This is a genomic window from Nonomuraea sp. NPDC050451, from assembly GCF_044458585.1.
Map to the genome: position 1 here is coordinate 26,984 of NZ_JBITHZ010000012.1, position 16,636 is coordinate 43,619.

The 16,636-nt window shown below is 72.6% G+C and carries 14 protein-coding genes; 9 read left to right on the forward strand and 5 right to left on the reverse strand.

The annotated features are described in order from the left end of the window. Positions 1–45 precede the first annotated feature (45 nt). Positions 46–630: a TetR/AcrR family transcriptional regulator gene (locus ACIBI9_RS32110; RefSeq protein WP_397227388.1), complete on the reverse strand. Its 585-nt coding sequence runs from the start codon at positions 628–630 to the stop codon at positions 46–48. Between the two features lie 100 nt (positions 631–730). On the opposite strand from ACIBI9_RS32110, the gene ACIBI9_RS32115 reads away from it, so the two are divergent. The 6 genes from ACIBI9_RS32115 to ACIBI9_RS32140 all read left to right on the forward strand — a co-directional run bounded on the left by ACIBI9_RS32115 (position 731) and on the right by ACIBI9_RS32140 (position 4,526). Beyond that, positions 731–952, forward strand: a complete 222-nt coding sequence (locus ACIBI9_RS32115; protein WP_397227390.1) for a hypothetical protein — start codon at positions 731–733, stop codon at positions 950–952. After that, positions 949–2,088, forward strand: a complete 1,140-nt coding sequence (locus tag ACIBI9_RS32120; RefSeq protein WP_397227392.1) for a zinc-binding dehydrogenase — start codon at positions 949–951, stop codon at positions 2,086–2,088. Before ACIBI9_RS32115 ends, ACIBI9_RS32120 begins: the two co-directional genes overlap by 4 nt. Continuing rightward, a complete protein-coding gene (locus ACIBI9_RS32125) occupies positions 2,085–2,480 on the forward strand; it encodes a VOC family protein (protein WP_397227394.1) in 396 nt (131 codons plus the stop codon). Before ACIBI9_RS32120 ends, ACIBI9_RS32125 begins: the two co-directional genes overlap by 4 nt. A gap of 24 nt (positions 2,481–2,504) precedes the next feature. Continuing rightward, positions 2,505–2,975, forward strand: a complete 471-nt coding sequence (locus ACIBI9_RS32130) for a 4-oxalocrotonate tautomerase family protein (protein ID WP_397227396.1) — start codon at positions 2,505–2,507, stop codon at positions 2,973–2,975. A 217-nt stretch (positions 2,976–3,192) separates the two neighbouring features. After that, the gene (locus tag ACIBI9_RS32135) at positions 3,193–3,693 is read left to right on the forward strand and encodes a SigE family RNA polymerase sigma factor (RefSeq protein WP_397227398.1); all 501 of its coding nucleotides are present in this window, start codon (positions 3,193–3,195) and stop codon (positions 3,691–3,693) included. Next, positions 3,690–4,526: a hypothetical protein gene (locus tag ACIBI9_RS32140; protein WP_397227400.1), complete on the forward strand. Its 837-nt coding sequence runs from the start codon at positions 3,690–3,692 to the stop codon at positions 4,524–4,526. Before ACIBI9_RS32135 ends, ACIBI9_RS32140 begins: the two co-directional genes overlap by 4 nt. Before the next feature lie 119 nt (positions 4,527–4,645). On the opposite strand, the gene ACIBI9_RS32145 is transcribed toward ACIBI9_RS32140, so the two are convergent. Genes ACIBI9_RS32145 through ACIBI9_RS32155 form a run of 3 tightly spaced genes read right to left on the reverse strand, consistent with a single transcriptional unit; the run spans position 4,646 to position 9,315 of the window. Then, positions 4,646–5,353, reverse strand: coding sequence for a phytanoyl-CoA dioxygenase family protein (locus ACIBI9_RS32145; RefSeq protein ID WP_397227402.1), 708 nt, complete (start codon positions 5,351–5,353; stop codon positions 4,646–4,648). A 35-nt stretch (positions 5,354–5,388) separates the two neighbouring features. Next, the gene (locus tag ACIBI9_RS32150) at positions 5,389–5,988 is read right to left on the reverse strand and encodes a TetR/AcrR family transcriptional regulator (protein ID WP_397227404.1); all 600 of its coding nucleotides are present in this window, start codon (positions 5,986–5,988) and stop codon (positions 5,389–5,391) included. 54 nt (positions 5,989–6,042) lie between these two features. After that, positions 6,043–9,315, reverse strand: coding sequence for a BTAD domain-containing putative transcriptional regulator (locus ACIBI9_RS32155; protein WP_397227406.1), 3,273 nt, complete (start codon positions 9,313–9,315; stop codon positions 6,043–6,045). A gap of 146 nt (positions 9,316–9,461) precedes the next feature. Between ACIBI9_RS32155 and ACIBI9_RS32160 the strand changes: the two genes are divergently transcribed. Both ACIBI9_RS32160 and ACIBI9_RS32165 read left to right on the forward strand, forming a co-directional pair. Further along, entirely contained in the window at positions 9,462–10,973 is a 1,512-nt protein-coding gene (locus tag ACIBI9_RS32160; RefSeq protein ID WP_397227408.1) for an FAD-dependent monooxygenase, read from the forward strand. Positions 10,974–11,021: 48 nt separating this feature from the next. Further along, positions 11,022–11,684 (forward strand): SGNH/GDSL hydrolase family protein, encoded by a 663-nt coding sequence (locus ACIBI9_RS32165; protein WP_397227410.1) that lies wholly within the window; start codon positions 11,022–11,024, stop codon positions 11,682–11,684. Between the two features lie 38 nt (positions 11,685–11,722). On the opposite strand, the gene ACIBI9_RS32170 is transcribed toward ACIBI9_RS32165, so the two are convergent. Further along, positions 11,723–12,910, reverse strand: coding sequence for an ROK family protein (locus ACIBI9_RS32170; protein WP_397227412.1), 1,188 nt, complete (start codon positions 12,908–12,910; stop codon positions 11,723–11,725). Between the two features lie 106 nt (positions 12,911–13,016). Between ACIBI9_RS32170 and ACIBI9_RS32175 the strand changes: the two genes are divergently transcribed. Beyond that, positions 13,017–16,550 (forward strand): alpha-N-acetylglucosaminidase TIM-barrel domain-containing protein, encoded by a 3,534-nt coding sequence (locus ACIBI9_RS32175; RefSeq protein WP_397227414.1) that lies wholly within the window; start codon positions 13,017–13,019, stop codon positions 16,548–16,550. Positions 16,551–16,636 lie beyond the last annotated feature (86 nt).

The window sequence follows — 16,636 nt, forward strand, 5'->3', positions numbered from 1 at the left end:
GCCGATCGGTCACGAGAGTGACGCTCCTCGAACTCTCGGCCCGGTCTAGCCGCCGGTCGCGTGCCGTACCAGTGCTTCGAGCTGGATCGTGACGTCGTCGAGGGGGCGGATGTCGCGTTGGGCGCGGCACATCGCCACCGTGCCTTCGGTCGCCGCCACGATCAGGGTCGCCAGCTGGGCGGCTTGGGCCTGGTCGGCGCCGTGGTCGCGCAGTGACGCGGCGAGCATCCGTTCCCACGTGCCGAACACCTCGGCGGCCGCGTCGATCGCTTCGGGAGGGCCGTCGGCGGGAGGCTCTTCGACCGCGACGGCCAGGACGGGGCAGCCGGCGCGGAAGTCGCTGTCGAGTACGGTCTGCCGCCACAAGGTCAGGAACGCGCGCAGACCGGCCGCCGGGCCGGCCTTGAGCTCCCGCTCCAGGACCCGCGTGACCAGGTCGCCGGCGAAGCGGACCGCCTCGGCGGCCAGTTGCTGCTTGCCGCGCGGGAAGTAGTGGTAGGTGGAGCCGAGGGGCGCGCCGGAGTGCGCGGCCAGGTCCCGGACCGTGCTTCCTGCCAGGCCGCGCCGCCGGATCAGGTCGGCGGCGCCGAAGATGATCCGCTCCCGTGACCGCGGTTCCCGCTGTGCCATGTAGTACCCCAGGTTGATTATGACGTGCGTTATAGCCTACCGTGAGCAGCGGTTATAACGACCGTCATAAATCGTCCTCCCCAGGAGGTGTCTCAGGCCGATGATCCAGCTCACCGCCTCCTCCGGGGCGCTGACCGGCCAGGGCCGGGCGGAGGTCCGGCGCGAGCTCGCGCGGGCGCCGCTGCGCCGGGAGGGCGCACCGGACACGGCGTTCTTCCGCGCCCGGGCGTGGAGCTACCTCACCGGGCCGCCCGCGCAGGCGCGGACGACCGCCGAGGACGAGGTGCCCCGCATGGTGGGCGGTCTGCGAGCGCCGCGATGACCCCCGACAGCGTGCGCGAACTCGTCTTCCTGCGCAGCGGTCGCCTCGCCTGGCACGAGCGTGCCGCGTCTCAACCGGCCGAACCGGGTGACGCCATCGTCCGCCCGTTCCTGGCCGGCCGCTGCGACGGCGACACCCTCCCGATCCACCGGCCGGTCTCACGAGCGCTGCAGGCGGGGATGGCGCTCGGCCTCGTCGACCCGATCGTGGCTTCCATCTGCGGGAAGGTCCCCTTCCACGGGCCTTTCCCGATCGGCCACGAATGCGTCGCCGAAGTCGTCGCCGTCGGGTCCGGCGTGCGACGGGTCCGGATCGGCCAGACCGTCGTCGTCCCGTGGGCGGTCTCGTGCGGCACCTGCCCGCGCTGCCTGGCCGGGCTCACCTCCAAATGCGCCACCACCACCCGCGGCACCCTGGCCGCCTACGGCTTCGGCCCCGCCAGCGGCCCGTGGGGCGGCATGGTCACCGACCGGATCCGCGTCCCCCACGCCGACCACATGCTCGTCCCCGTCCCGGACGGCGTTCCGCCGCTGCGCGTCGCCGCGGCCAGTGACAACCTCGCCGACGCCTGGCGGACGGTCGTCCCCCTGCTCGCCCGGCGCGAAGGCGCGAGGGTGCTCATCCTCGGCGGCGGCGCCAAGAGCATCGGTCTGTACGCAGCCGGGCTCGCCGTCGCCCACGGCGCCGCAACCGTCCACTACCTCGACGACGCCCCGGGGCGACGCCAGATCGCCGAATCCTTCGGCGCCGAGGCCCGGCCGCTGACCGGTCCCGTCCGCGGCGCCTACGACATCGTCGTCGAAGCCACCTCACGCGCCTCCGGCCTGCGCCGGGCGCTCACCGCGACGGCTCCCGGCGGCGTCTGCACCGCAGTGGGCTACTACCTGGCGACCGGCACCCGCGTCCCTCTCATGCGCATGTACGCCACCGACGCCACTCTCCGGGTGGGCGTCTCCCACGCCCGCGCCACCCTCCCGGACCTCCTGGAGTTCGTCCACCGCACCGGCTTCCCCGCCGAACGCGTCATCACCCTGCTTGCCGACTGGGACGACGCCCCCACGGCCTATGCCGCCCGTACCACCAAACTCGTCCTGGCCCGCGACCCGCTCCCGACCCGAAACGGGCCCACACCATGATCAACCTGCACCACGCCCACCTGATGGCCAGTGACATCGACGCCACCATCGCCTTCTGGCGCGACGGCTTCGGCGCCCGAGTCGTCTACGACGACGTCTTCGCCGGCGCCCGCAACGTCTTCATGACGGTCGGCGCCGGCCGCATCCACCTCTACGACCAGCCTCCCCGCAGCACCGAACGCTCCACCGTCCACCACCTGGGCATCCAGACCGACGAACTGGAAACCGTCGTGGAACGGCTGCGCGCCACGGGCGTCCCGGTCACCGACATCCGCCACGAACCCACCGCCCGCTACGCCATGGCCGAGGCCCCCGACCGGCTCCTGCTGGAGATCTTCCAACCCGACCCCGCGGCCCTGCCCCCGGAGCTACGAACCTACTTCGCCCTTTGAGGACGACCGTCACAGGAGGAAACAATGACAGTGATCACGGTGACCGCGCCGCAGGGACGGCTGAGCGTCGAGCAGCGGCGCGTGCTGGCCCGGACGCTGACCGACGCGGTCCTGGTGCCGGAGGTCGGGCAGCTCGCGCCGGCCGCCTGGGTGGGCTTCCAGGTCCACTTCGTCGAGCGCGCACCCGACATGATGGCGATCGGCGGCACCCTGCTCGCCGACGCCGAGCAGGACGTGATGGTCATCGACGTGGTCGTCATGGACGCCGACTGGCGACGCGAGGTTCGCGCGGAGGCCGTCGAACGCATTCTGGCGGCGCTGGCCGAGGCCTGCGGCCTGCCGGCCCCGTCCCCGGCGTGGTGGGTGAACTTCCGGGTGATCGAGGACGGCAGCTGGGGCTCGGGCGGCCGCGTCCTGTCGATCCTCGACCTGCTCGACACGGGGGTGTTCACCGAGGAACGCGTCAAGGCGGTCCGTGCGGCGCTGTCGCCCTGACGGCCACCGCCGGCCGCGCGGGCGAAACGGCTGTCCGTCGAGGACCTCGGCCAGAACGCCTGGCGTACCCCGTCGGCACCGAGCACCGGGTCGTAGCCGGCGCGCGGTGCCGCGGGGTGCCTCCTCTCAGCGCGCCGAAGAAGGTGGCGGGAGCCTGTCATCCGTATGCGTCTCCCAGGTTGTAGTCATCGCCAGAGACAACGAGCGGAGATGATGGATGGACGACGGGTTCGCCGAGTACGTGGCACACCGGCATTTACGGCTGTGCCGGATGGCATATCTCCTGACCCGCGACTGGGGTACGGCCGAGGATGTGGTGCAGACCGCGCTGGCGAAGGCGTGGCTTGCCTGGCGCCGGATCGAGGGCAATCCCGATCCCTACGTCTATCGGATCATCGTGAACACCCACGCGTCGTGGTGGCGCAGGCTCTGGCGCGGGGAGGTCCCGGCTGAGACTCTCCCCGAGACGGCCGATCCACGCGACCTGGCCGCCGAGGTGGAAGAGAAGGCCGCGCTGTGGAACGCGATCGGCACCCTTTCTCCTCGTCAGCGCGCGGTGATCGTTCTGCACTACTTCGAGGGCCGGACGCTCACCCAGGTCGCCGACATCGTCGGTTGCTCGCTGGGAACGGTGAAGACCCAGCTCAGCCGGGCCCTCGCTCGTCTTCGGGTCGATCCCGACATCCAGACCATGAACTTGGAGGGGGTCCAGCGATGAGGCAGACCGAGAACGACCTGCGTACGCTTCTGACCGAGCATTCCCAGGAACGGGCCGGCCGCGAACCGTCGGCTCATCTCGACGCGATCGTGCGGCGGGGCCGGCGCATGCGCCGTACCCGGCAGGCGGTGACGGCCGGGGCAGTGGCGGTCATCGCGGTCGCCGCCGTCGGACTGGGCAACGGCCTGCTGGCCGGAGCACCCCGAGTGGGCGGGGCCACGGCAGCCCAGCCTCCTGCGGACTCGGTGCAGGTCGAGCCCGGACCGAAGCTCCCCGAAAGCTTTCCCGTGAGCTTGGGGGCCGAGAAATTCGACCTCTCCCTCATCCACTCCCAGCGGTTCGAGACGGTGGGCGTCGCCCGGACGGTGACCTTCACTCCGACCAGCTTCTCCACCGGGTTCAAGGTGGTCTGCGACGATCCCCGGGCGTGGGTGGTCACAGTGGAAGGGCTCAGGGGCGGTGAGATGGGTGGTGGGATCGGACGGTGCGGGGAGTCGGCAGGCTCGCATCACGACCGGCTTTCTGCACCCTCGGACTGGTTGAAGCGTCCGCAGTCCATGCAGGTCTGGGTCTTTCCGGCGGACGCCCCGGTCCAGGAAGTGGCGAAAGGCGTCACGGCCTGTCCGAAGAAGGCGAAACTGTGTGACGAGACAGCCCAGTTGCTGTGGCGCCCCGATGTGCGCGAACGGCTGTCGGCCAAGATCGGTGAACTGCCGGGCAGGTGGGCCGTAGGAGTCTACGACCGCCCGGCCGAGACCGGGGCCGGACCGAGCGCTGAACCCTCGGCGGCAACTGGATCTCCAGCGGACAGCGCGTCAGTGCCACAAGGCTGATCACCGGTTTCCTTTGATCCGCTCACCTGCGGCGATGGTCGTCGCCGCAGGGCCGCGGAGGCCGTCTCAGCGCCACGCGTCGCAGCCTGGGCTGCCGTCCGCGACACGGATCGACGGTGTCAGGAGAAGAGGCGGTAGGGGTGCATGCCGTCCACCAGTCCGGTGTCCGGGGGGTGGATGCTGTACCCGAGCATGCGGCGGATCCGGTTGCTGAGCTGCCGGGCCACCTGCCGACCGGGGGAGAGGGTGAACGCCTCCCGGGTGCGTAGCCACGGCTCGCAATACTGCGTGGTGACGGTCAAGGACGGCGTTGCCGATTGCGGGGGCCGGCCATGCCAGAGGGTGCCGAGGAGCAGGGTGCAGGAGCCGGGCGGGGGAGTGAGGGGCGCGCCCGCAGTGGTGGGGTGACGGGAGGGCCAGCGGTGGCTGCCCTGCCACACCGTCAGGACGGTGCCCGGGCCGAGGGTCCAGAGGGCGGTGACGGACAGGGCAGGCCGGGGGCGGGCAAGCGGATAGCGTTGATCTTCGTAGCTCGCGGGACGGGCGGGCGCGCCGGGGGAGACCTCCATGACCTCCAGCTGGGACAGCAGGTAGTTGGGCAGGAGCAGCCGGTCGAGGAGGGCCAGCACGCGGGGATGGTCGATGAGGGCATCCGTGGCCCGGGTGTTGTGCAGCACCCCGTACACGCGGCGGATGTGGCTCGACCGGAAGGGGTCACGGCCCGCGGGGCGGAGCAGCGGGGTGAGCTCGGCGCGGATGCGGCCGCAGGCGGCAGGGGTGAGCAGGTCGTGCATGACGAGGTAGCCGTCACGGTGGAGTGCGGACATGGCTCCCGCGGTGGCCGACGTCCGGCTCCTGCCGGTCATGGCGTGTCGTCCCGGGTCGCGCCGAGCGCGCCGGTGCTGAACTCCCAGATCTCCTGCAGCACCGCGGCCCGGTCAGGGCGGGGATCCTGGTTGAGTACGACGGCCAGGACGGAGCGCATGCCGCCGACGACGGCCGCGGACATGAGCTCGGCGTCGCGCCCGCGGGTGACGACGCCTTCGGCCTGGCCGGCGGCCACGTGCTTGGCCCCGAGGGCGATGACCTGCCTGGCGCAGCGGGCTTCCATCGCGGCGACCTGGGCGTCGCCGACCATCCGGCCGAGTACGACGGAAGCGAGCGGCTCGTCGTAGACCCAGTCGACCCATCGGGTGAGCTGGGCCCGCCAGCGCTCGAGCCACGTGTGACCGGAGAAGTGGCCGAGCACGGTCTCGTTCACGAGCCGGTCGTAGAAGTCGGCGAGCAGTGCGCTCATCAAGCCGCTGCGGGTCCCGAAGTAGCGGTACGGCAGGCCGACGCTGAGCCCGGCACGGCGCGCGACCGCCGCGACCTCGATGTCGCCGGTCTCGATGAGCTCGGCGGCGGCGGCTTCGAGGATGCGGCGGTGGGTGGCGGCGGCGCGTTCGGACAATGGCTCCACGTCGCCATGTTAGTTGAGCTCAACTCAACATCCAAGGCCTTACGGCCCCGCTGGTCACTCAGGATCCGGGTGCGCCGTCCCGAGTTCCCGGCGCAGCCGGGCCGGGTCGACTTCGGTCACGGCCGTCTTCCCGTCCAGCTCCCAGCCCTTCCCGTACGCCGCGGCGAAGGCTTCCTCGCCCAGCGCGGCCCGCCCCCGGCGGGTGAGCTCGCGAACCTGCCGATCGGTGCGGTCGTGAGCGCCGCGCAGCCGGGAGGCGGCGCCGAGCAGGACGGCCGACTCGTGATGCCGCCCGTGCGCCTCGGCCAGCGCGGCCGCGTTCACCGCCACCAGCGACAGGATCGGCAGGTCCCGGGTCTCCAGCGCCGCCGCGTACGCCTTCTCCAGCGCCTTCTCCGCGCCGGCCAGATCGCCCGTCTCCAGGCAGAGCGCGGCCCGTACGCTGCCGACCAGCGTCCGCGCGTGGTCACCGGGAAACGTGGTGTCGCCGTGCAGACCCCGTTCGGCGTCGTCGAGCAGTGCCCGCGCCCGGTCCAGGTCGCCGAGCCGCACCCAGAAGACGGCCTCCCACGCCTCGACCAGGAACAGCATCTCCGGCGTGGCCGCGCGCAGCGCCCGCTCCCGGGCCGAGTCGATCATCGCCATCGCCAGGTCGGTGTCGCCGCGCCGCAGGTGCAGGTCGATCCAGCGCAGGTCGCCGAACACCTCGTCGCCGAGGCTGAGCGAGCCGAACTCACCGGCCAGCGACCGGGCCTCGCGCAGGTCGGCCAGCGCGCCGTCGAGGTCGTCGTCGTACTGCCGCAGCTGGGCGCGCATCGGCAGCACGGTGGCCTGGCCCCAGCGGTCGCCGAGCTGCCGGAAGCAGGCCAGGGCCGCCTCCACGTCGGTGCGCATCTTGTCGAGCTCGCCCGCGTTCTCGGCGAACTGGGCCCGGAACATGCGGGCCAGCCCTGACAGCCACACGTCGTCGCCGTCGGCCAGGCGTCCCATGATCGCGAGCGTGGCCTTCTCCTTATGCCGGAACGCGAGCGGGAGCGCGGCGAGCGCGCCGTATGGGCCCGGCAGCTCCGGGTACGCGAGCAGCCGGTCGGCCAGCTCGCGCATCTGCGCCCGGTCGTCCGCGGCCTCCTCGGCGGTCATCCCCGGCCGGGGGTCGACCCGGTTGATCAGGTAGATCGCGTGGGCGCAGTCGCGGTCGGGCGTCGGCTCGCCGCCGGGCACCGCCAGCGCCTCGCCCAGCCAGTAGGCAGCGTCAGGGTGCCGACCGAGTATCTGCCAGTACCAGGTCAGGTTCAGGGCGAGAGCGACCGCGCCGGGGGCGTCGCCCGTCTCGCACCGCCGGCGCAGGGCGGCCAGCGCGTTGTCGTACTCGGCGCCGATGACTCGCATGGCCGCCAGCTGGCCGGGCCCGCGCAGCTGCGGGTCGTACCGGGCCATCAGCTCGGCGAAGTAGCCGGCGGACAGGTCGCGGGCGGTGCCGAGGTCGCCCGTCTCGGCCAGGCGGTCGGTGCCGTACTCGCGCAGCGTCTCCAGCATGCGGTAGCGGCCCGGGTCGGGCGCGAGTTGCAGCAGCGACCGGTCGACCAGACCCGCGAGCAGCTCGGGGATCTCGGCGGCCGGCACCGCGGTGCCGGCGCAGACCGCGGTGGCCGAGGCCGGCGTGACGCCGCCGGGCAGGATCGAGACGCGTTCGGCGACCGTACGCTCGTGCTCGCTCAGCAGCTCCCAGCTCCAGGCGATGACCGCGCGCAGCGTGCGGTGCCGGGGCAGCGCGGTGCGGCTGCCGGTGGTGAGCAGCCGGAACCGGTCGGACAGCCCGTCGGCCAGCTCGGGCAGCGACAGCGTCCGCAGCCGGGCCGCGGCCAGCTCCAGCGCCAGCGGCATCCCGTCCAGGCCGCGGACCACCCGCAGGATCGCGGGCAGCGTCGTCCCGTCCACGTCGAAGCCCGGGCGCACGGCCGCGGCCCGCTCGGTGAACAGGCGTACCGACGCCGCCCGCCGGGCCTGCTCGACGCCGTCGTCCGGCCCGGGCAGCGCGAGCGGGCCGAGCGGCACCAGCGCCTCGCCGTCGACCGCGAGGGGTTCGCGGCTGGTGGCGAGCACGCGCAGCCCGGCGCAGCGGGACAGCAGCGCCGCGACCAGGTGGGCCACGGCGTCGATCAGGTGCTCGCAGTTGTCGACCAGCAGCAGGCTCTCCCGGCCGCCGAGCTGGTCGACGAGTACGTCCAGGTCGGAGCCCTCGACCCGCATCCGGGCCTCGAACATCGCGCCCCCGCGCAGCCCGATCCCGGCGAGCACGGCCGCGCCGACCTTGGCCGGCTCGGTGACCGAGGCGAGGTCGATCATCCAGGCGCCGTCGCGGTAGTCGTGGCGGTGGCGGCGGGCGGCCTCGACGGCGAGACGCGTCTTGCCCGCGCCGCCGGGACCGACCACGGTGACCAGGCGCCCGGCGGTGAGCAGCGTGCCGATCCGGGCGAGGTCGTCGTCGCGCCCGATGAAGCTGGTCAGCGGCGCGGGCAGGTTGCTCGGTCTGGTCGGTACGGCGTCCGGGGCGGGTCGTTCGGAGCGCAGGAGGCGTAGGTGGCGCTCGCGCAGGGCGGTGCCCGGGTCGGTGCCGAGGACGTCGGCCAGGGTTTCGCGGACCCGCTCGTACAGGGCCAGGGCCTCGGCCTGGCGACCCTGGGCGGCGAGCGCGTCCATGAGCAGCGCGGCCGCCCGCTCGTGGACGGGGTGCTCGGCGAGCAGGGCGGTCAGGCGGGCGGCTGCCGCGTCGGCGCGGCCCAGGGACAGCTCGGCGTCGGCGAGGTCGGCGACGGCCTCGACCGAGTCGTGGGCCAGCCGGGTCGCGGCGGCGGGCGCCACCGCGGCGACGGCGGTGGGCTCGGCGCCGGGACGGTCGCCCCACAGCGCCACGGCCTCGCCGAGCACGGCAGCCGCGGCATTCGGGTCGCCGGCACGCAGGCGGTCACGCCCGGCCGCGGCGAGCTGCTCGAACCGCAGCGCGTCCACGTCGGCCGCGTCCACGTCCAGCCGGTAGCCGCCCGCGACCTGCGCGACGTCGCCGGCCGAGCCGAGGGCCCGGCGCAGCCGCGAGACGAGGGCCTGCAGGGCGTGGGCGGGGCCGGCCGGCGGGTCCTCGGCCCAGATCGCGTCGACCAGGACGCCCTGCTCGACCGCGCGCCCGCCGGCGAGCGCCAGGCGTACGACCAGGCCCTCCAACCGCGCACCCCGGACGGACAGGGCGGCGTCACCGCGAGACGCCTGAAAGGCGCCGAGCAGCGTGACGCGAAGCCGCGCACCCCCGTCCATCCCCAGATCTTCGCGCACGCACCCGCGAGTCCCCAAATCACCCGAACGCAGCGCAGGACGGGGGTGTCAGTGCCATGTGCGCCCTTGTCAGCGCCGTGTGTGCCCCGTGTGAGCGGCCCGCTTCAGTCTTTGCATGCCTGAAGAGAACCGGAAAAGGAGTTTTCGTGCATGACGTAGTGATCGTGGGAGCCGGCCCGGTCGGTCTGTTCCTCGCCTGCGAGCTCGGCCTCGCGGGCTGCTCTGTCCTGGTGCTTGAGCGGGACCCGGACCCCCGCTCCCCGTGGAAGGCGGACCCGCTCGGGATGCGGGGCCTGTCCGCCACGTCGGTCGAGGCGTTCTATCGCCGCGGGATGCTGGACCCGCTGTTGAAGGCGTCGGGCGTCGACGACTATCCCGGCGCGGACGAGCCGTCGCCCCCTCGTGGCGCGGGCCACTTCGCCGGCATGATGCTCGATCCGGCCAAGGTCGACGTCACCGCCCTGCCCTTCCGGCTTCCCGGCCCGGCGACGGAGGGCGTGATGACGAACCTCGAAGCGGTCGAGACGGTGCTGTCCGAGCGGGCGTCCATGCTCGGCGTGGAGGTCAGGCGCGGCGTCACGGTCTCGGCCATCGCGCAGGACGATGAGACCGTGGTCGCGCGGGCCGGCGGGCACGAGTACGCGGCGCGCTGGCTCGTCGGCTGCGACGGCGGGCGCAGCGCGGTGCGCGGGCTCGCGGGCTTCGGCTTCGCCGGTACCGAGCCGCAGTTCACCGGCTACGTCGTGCTCGCCACCGTCGCCGATCCCGAGAAGCTGCGCCCCGGGTTCAATCTGACGCCGACGGGGATGTACCTCCGGACGCCCGCGAAGGGGTACGTCGGGATGCTGGAGTTCGACGGCGGCGCGTTCGACCGCTCGCAGCGGCCGACTCGCGAACACCTCCAGGCGGTTCTGCGCCGAGTATCCGGCACCGACGTGACGCTGAGCGACGTCCATCTCGCCTCGAGCTTCACCGATCGGGCGATGCAGACGACGACCTACCGGCAGGGGCGCGTCCTGCTCGCGGGCGACGCCGCCCACATCCACTCTCCCCTCGGGGCGCAGGGGCTCAACCTCGGCATCGGCGACGCCATGAACCTGGGATGGAAGCTCGCGGCGACCGTGCACGGGTACGCGCCGGACGGGCTTCTCGACACCTACACCCGCGAGCGCCATCCGATCGGCGCATGGGTGCTCGACTGGACGCGCGCCCAGGCGGCGGCCATGAGGCCGGACCCGCATGCCCAGGCGATCCAAGGAGTGATTCGCGACCTGATCGGGACCCGTGACGGGACGACCTACGTGTTCGAGAAGACCTCGGGATCGTCGATCCGCTACGACCTCGGCAGCGAGCAGCCGCTGGTCGGCCGCAACGCCCCGGACCTCCGTCTCGAGGACGGCACCCGCCTCGGCGACCTGATGCGGGACGGACGAGGCGTCGCGCTCGATTTCAGCGTCGACCGGCGCCTGCGCGGTTCGGCGATGGGCTGGGAGAGCCGGATGCGGTATGCGGCCGGGCCGGCGAGGAACGACCTCGGATCGGGTGCCGTGCTGGTCCGGCCTGACGGCGTGGTCGCCTGGGCAGGAGATCGCGACCCTGATCGTGAAGCGTTCGAGCAGGCCGCCGGCCATTGGTTCGGCAGTCCTGGAGCAGCATGATCCGCCTGAATGTCAACGTTGACACCACTTGACCGAAATGGAGCGTATATGACGATCACCCTTCGACCGGGCAGCACCGTGATGTTCACCGGCGATTCGGGCACCGACTGCCAGCGGCTGGAGAGCGAACACGGCCTCGGGTTCGGCTACCCGCTGCGCGTCGCGGGCGAGTGGGGACTCCGGCACCCGGAGCGGGCCGTGACCTGGCTGAACTCCGGGATCGCGGGCGACAAGGTGATGGACCTCGACGCCCGGTGGCAGGCGGACGTGCTCGACGCGCGCCCGGACGTGGTGTCGATCCTCGTCGGCATGAATGACGTCGGCTGGCACACGTACGACCCGGACGGCTACGTGATCCCCGCGGAGGACTACGCGGCAGGTTACGACCGCCTGCTCGCGCCCCTCGCCGAGGCCGGCGCCCAGCTGATCCTCATCGAGCCGTTCCTCCTGCCGATCAGCGGCAGTGTCGAGGTCGGCGACGCGCATGTGGGGGTTGAGACCCGGAAGGAGTGGCGTGCCGACCTGGACCCGAAGATCCAGGTCGTACGCGAGCTCGCCCGCAAGTACGGCGCCCACCTGATCGCCGCCGACGGCATGTTCGCCGGGCTCGCCGCGACGACCGGGCCGGAGTACTGGGCCGAGGACGGCGTGCACCTGACGCCGGCCGGTCACGCCGCACTCGCGGCGGCCTGGCTGCGCCTGATCGCGTGACCGTGCCCCGCGATCGCTGAAGCCGGACGCCGGCGAGGTCAGCAGATGGTCAGGGTGTTGCGCCACACCTCGTCCAGGGCCAGCTGGATGGCGCCGGTGAGCACGGTGCCCTCGGCCAGCTCCGACAGCTCCACGCTCGGCGGGGTGAGGGTCAGGTCTTCGAGGTGCCGCGCGATGGCGTCCAGCAGGACCGCCCCGGCGCGGGCGATGCCTCCGCCGATCACTATCGCGTGCGGCGACAGCACGAGGACGGCGGGGGCGATCGCTTCGGCGAAGGCGGCGGCGACGCGGTCGACGACCTCCACGGCCATGGGGTCACCTTCGGCGGCGGCCGCGAAGACGGCGGCCGCGTCCGTCGCGCGGGCGAGCCTGGAGTCCGGATGGCCCGCGGCGCGGCGGCGGGCGAGGTCGACGATCGCCTCGGCGCCGATCGCCCGCTCCAGCGGCCCGCGACCGTCCCCGGCCGGGTCGGGAAGGTCGCCGATCGGACGGATGAAGCCGATCTCACCGGCCTGGCCCGCGCCCCGGTGCAGCCGCCCGTCGATGACGACCCCGGCTCCGAGCCGCTCGCCCCACTGAACCGCGAGCAGGGTGCCCGCGCCGGTGCGCTGGTGGACGGCCGCCAGCGCGGCCAGGTTCGCGTCGTTCTCCACCGTGACCGGGCACCTGAAACGATCTCGCAGGCGGCCGGCGAGATCGATCTCCGGCCAGCCCGGCACGCTGGGGGCGAACAGCACCCGGCCGGTGGCCACCTCGACGATGCCGGGGGTCGCCGCAATGACCGCCGCGATCTGCCCGGCGGCCAGGCCGGCCGCCGCCAGAGCCGCGCCCGTCGCCTCGTCGACCGCCTCGAGGAGGTGCCGGGCGCCGCGACGGCTGACCGGCCGGCGAATCACCGCGAGGCGCTCACCGGCCAGGTCGGCGATCCCCGCCGTCACGGTGTGCGGGCCGACGTCCAGGCCGAGCACGGGTGCCGCCCGGCCGTTCAGCGAGAACCGGGTCGCCGGCCTGCCCACCGTGGCCTGCTGCGGTGCGACCTGCCGCAGCCAGCCGGCGGCCAGCAGATCCTCCACGGCCTGGGCGACCGTCGGGCGCGTGAGCTCGGTCAGCCGGGCGAGCTCGGCCACCCGTACGGGCTCGGGCGCGCGCCGCCGGACCGCGTCGAGCACCGCGGCCCGGTTCATCCTCCGCAGGACCGGCGTGCCGGCCGGCCGCTCCTCCGTCATCAACGCCCCTCTTGACCTTCTGTCGTCTCCGGCTGAATATATTTCGCAGAGATCTTACGAAAAGTCTTTACATAATAGGCTCGCCCTGCCGGAGGTGGCCGCCCCCATGACCCGTTCCCGCGACCCGCAGAGCCCCGCCGCCCCGTTACCGCGCCTGGCGGCACTCGCCGTCCTGCTCACGATGCTCGCCGCCACGTTCGTCGCCCAGCCCACGGCGGCGGCCGACACCCCCGCACAGTCGGCGCCCGCCCGGCTCGACGGCCCGGCGGCGCAGGCCCTGGAACGGCTGATCGGAACCTCGCGCGCCAGGCAGGTCACCCTGCGCGCGATCGACAAGGGCGCGGGCCGCGACCGGTTCGAGGTGTACGCCGAGAACGGCCGCCTCGTCGTCGCCGGCACGACGCCCGCGGTTCAGCTGACCGGCTTCGGCCACTACCTGCGCCAGGTGGCACACGCCGACATTTCGATCAACGGCTCCCAGGTCGACCTGCCCCAGCGCCTCCCCTTGCCCGCGGCCCCCATCGCCGAAGACTCCTCGGTGGACCATCGCTTCGCCCTCAACGACACCAACCAGGGCTACGCGGGGCCGTATCTGAGCTGGGAGGAGTGGCAGCGGCGGATCGACGTCCTCGCGCTGCACGGCATCAACGAGGTGCTCGTCTACGAGGGCCAGGAGGCGGTCTACCAGCGCACCTTCATGGAGTTCGGCTACTCCGACCAGCAGATGCGCGAGTGGATCCCGCAGCCGGGCCACCAGTCCTGGTGGCTGCTGCAGAACATGTGCTGCACCGACGGCCCGATCTCCCAGCAGCTCATCGACCGGCGGATCGAACTCGGCCGCAAGATGGCCGACCGCCTGCGTTCCCTGGGCATGGTCCCCGTGCTGCCCGGCTATTTCGGCACCGTGCCGACCGACTTCAAGGTCCGCAACCCGGGAGCCAACACCGTCCCCCAGGGCACCTGGAACCAGCTCGAACGCCCCCACTGGCTCGACCCGACGGATCCGGTCTTCGCGCGCGTCGCGGCCACGTTCTACCGGGTGCAGACCGAGCTGTTCGGCCCCAGCACGATGTACAAGATGGACCTGCTGCACGAGGGCGGCACGGCCGGCACGGTCAACGTCGCGCAGGCGTCGCAGGCGGTGCAGCGGGCACTGAACGACGCCCACCCCGACGCGCTCTGGACGATCCTGGGCTGGCAGAGCAACCCGCTGCCGGCGACGCTCCAGGCCATCGACCGGACCAAGATGTTCATCGTCGACGGCATCAGCGAGGAGTCCGGCGTCACCGACCGGGACAAGGACTTCCTCGGCACCGGGTACGCGTTCGGCACCATCTGGAACTTCGGCGGCCACTTCAACCTCGGCGCCCGGCTGACACTGTGGAACGAGAAGTTCCACGCCTGGCGCGGCAGGCCCGGCACGGCGATGAACGGCATCGCGCTGATGCCGGAGGCCATCGACAACAACCCGGCCGCGGTCGCCTTCTTCGCCGACCTGCCCTGGCAGGACGGCCCGGTCGACATGCGGCAGTGGTTCGACGACTACGCCACCGCCCGGTACGGCGGCGAGGATCCGCACGCCAGGGCGGCCTGGCGGATCCTCCTCGACACCGTCTACAGCTGGCCCGCCGGCGCCGACACCCGGCACGTCACCGGCCTGTACGACGACGAGCCCGGCCTGGCGAACACCGGCTACCCGCTGCAGTACGACATCGCCGCCTTCGACAGGGCGCTCGACGAGCTGCTCCAGGTCGACCGGCGCCTGCGCGGCTCGGGCGCCTACCGCTACGACCTCGTGGACGTCGCCCGGCAGGTGCTGGCCAACCACAGCCGGCTGCAGCTGCCCAAGATCCGCGCCGCCTACCGCGCCAAGGACCTCGAACGCTTCGAGCGCCTCACCGGCCAGTGGATGGACCGGATGCGGCTGATGGACCGGCTGCTGGGCACCGACGAGAGCTTCCTGCTCGGGGCGTGGCAGAAGGAGGCCCGCCGGCAGGCCGCCACCCCGGCCGAGGCGGCGACCCTCGACTACAACCTCAAGTCGCTGGTCACGCTCTGGGCCACCGGCGCCCGCCTGCAGGACTACGCCCGCAGGGAGATGAACGGTCTCGTCGGGCAGTACTACGCCAAGCGGTGGCAGCTGTTCTTCGACAGCCTGAAGACCGCGCTGCGCTCGGGCAAGGACTATCCCGAACCGATCGACTGGATGGCCGTCGCCCAGGACTGGGCCAGGGCCGGCACCAGGCTCGCCGCCGAACCGCGCGGCGACGCCTACGCCGAGGCGAGCAGGGTGGCCGAGCTGCCCGACGGCGCGGTGACCGTCGGGACCGACCGCAAGGGCGTCAAGCCGGGCGCGGCCGTACGGGTCACCGCCGTGTTCACCAACGACAACACGCTGCGGCCCACCGGCCGGGTGACGCTCCGGCTCGACGCCCCGCGCGGATACCAGGTGCGGGCGACCTCTCCGACCCGTGCCGACCACGTCGCCCCGCGCGACAAGCTCACCGTGACTTGGACGGTGACCGTTCCCGCCGGTGAGGCCCCAGGCGGTACGCCGGCGCTGGACGTCGCCGCCTCCTGGCGGTCCGAGGACGTCGCCCAGCGGGACACGGCCTCGACCCGCCTGCTGATCGCCGGAGCCGCGCCCGCGTCGTACCGGACGATGAGCAACACGCAGGCCGAGTTCGCTCCGACCGGCGACGGGATCGCGATCGCGGCCGGCGGCGCGGACCTGTGGCGGGAGACCAACGAGCTGGCCATCGCCTACCGCGCGGACGCCCTGGCCGACGGGCAGCAGCTGGCCGGCACGGTGCTGCGGCAGGACGGCGCGTCGGACTGGACCCGGTCCGGGCTGGTGGTGAGCGACGACCTGGCCACCCCCGGGTCCACCGGCTACGCGAACATCGCCGTCACTCCCGGCCACGGTTGCGTGTTCAGCTGGGATTCCGACGGCAACGGGCAGCTCGACTCGTACGCCGAAGTGGGCGGGTTCGCGCCGCCCGTACAGGTGCGCGTCGGCAAGTCCGGCGACCGGCTCACCGGCTCGTGCAGCAGCGACGGCAGGAACTGGGCGCTGATCGGGGCGGCCCGCGTCCCGGGCGCCGGCGCCACGCTCGACGTCGGGCTGTTCGTCAGCGCGGCCAACCGGGACACCGGTCAGCAGGCGATCGCCGTGCTGACCGATCCCGCGCCGACCCCGTCGACCGCCCGCGACGGCGCGCAGGACACCCTGCAGAGCCTCCGCAAACCGGTCACGGCGCTGAGCTGGGAGCCGAACCGGGGCCCCCAGTACGCGAACGACGGGAACCGGGCCAACTCGCCGTACTTCGCCTCCCAGATGACCTGGGACACGACCTGGTGGCAGGTCGACCTGGGAACGGTCGACGACATCTCGCGCGTCAACGTGCGCAACTACGTCGGGGGCGGGCGCTACTACGAGTACCGGCTGGAGGGCAGCCTCGACGGCGTCACCTGGTACACCCTCGGCGGCCGCCGCGGCCCCCGGGCCGCGACCGACGCCGGGGACACGATGACCATCGAGGCCAAGGCCCGGTACGTCCGGGTGATCGGCACGCACAACACCGCCAACCTGTCGTTCCACCTCACCGAGGTCAGCGTGTACGGCATGCCGGCGCAATGATATTGACAGGACCCATGATCCGGAGAGAATAAAGTTCGGTCGCGTTGCTTGAAGTTCACGTGCTCCTGGAGGGACCTTCGTGAGAA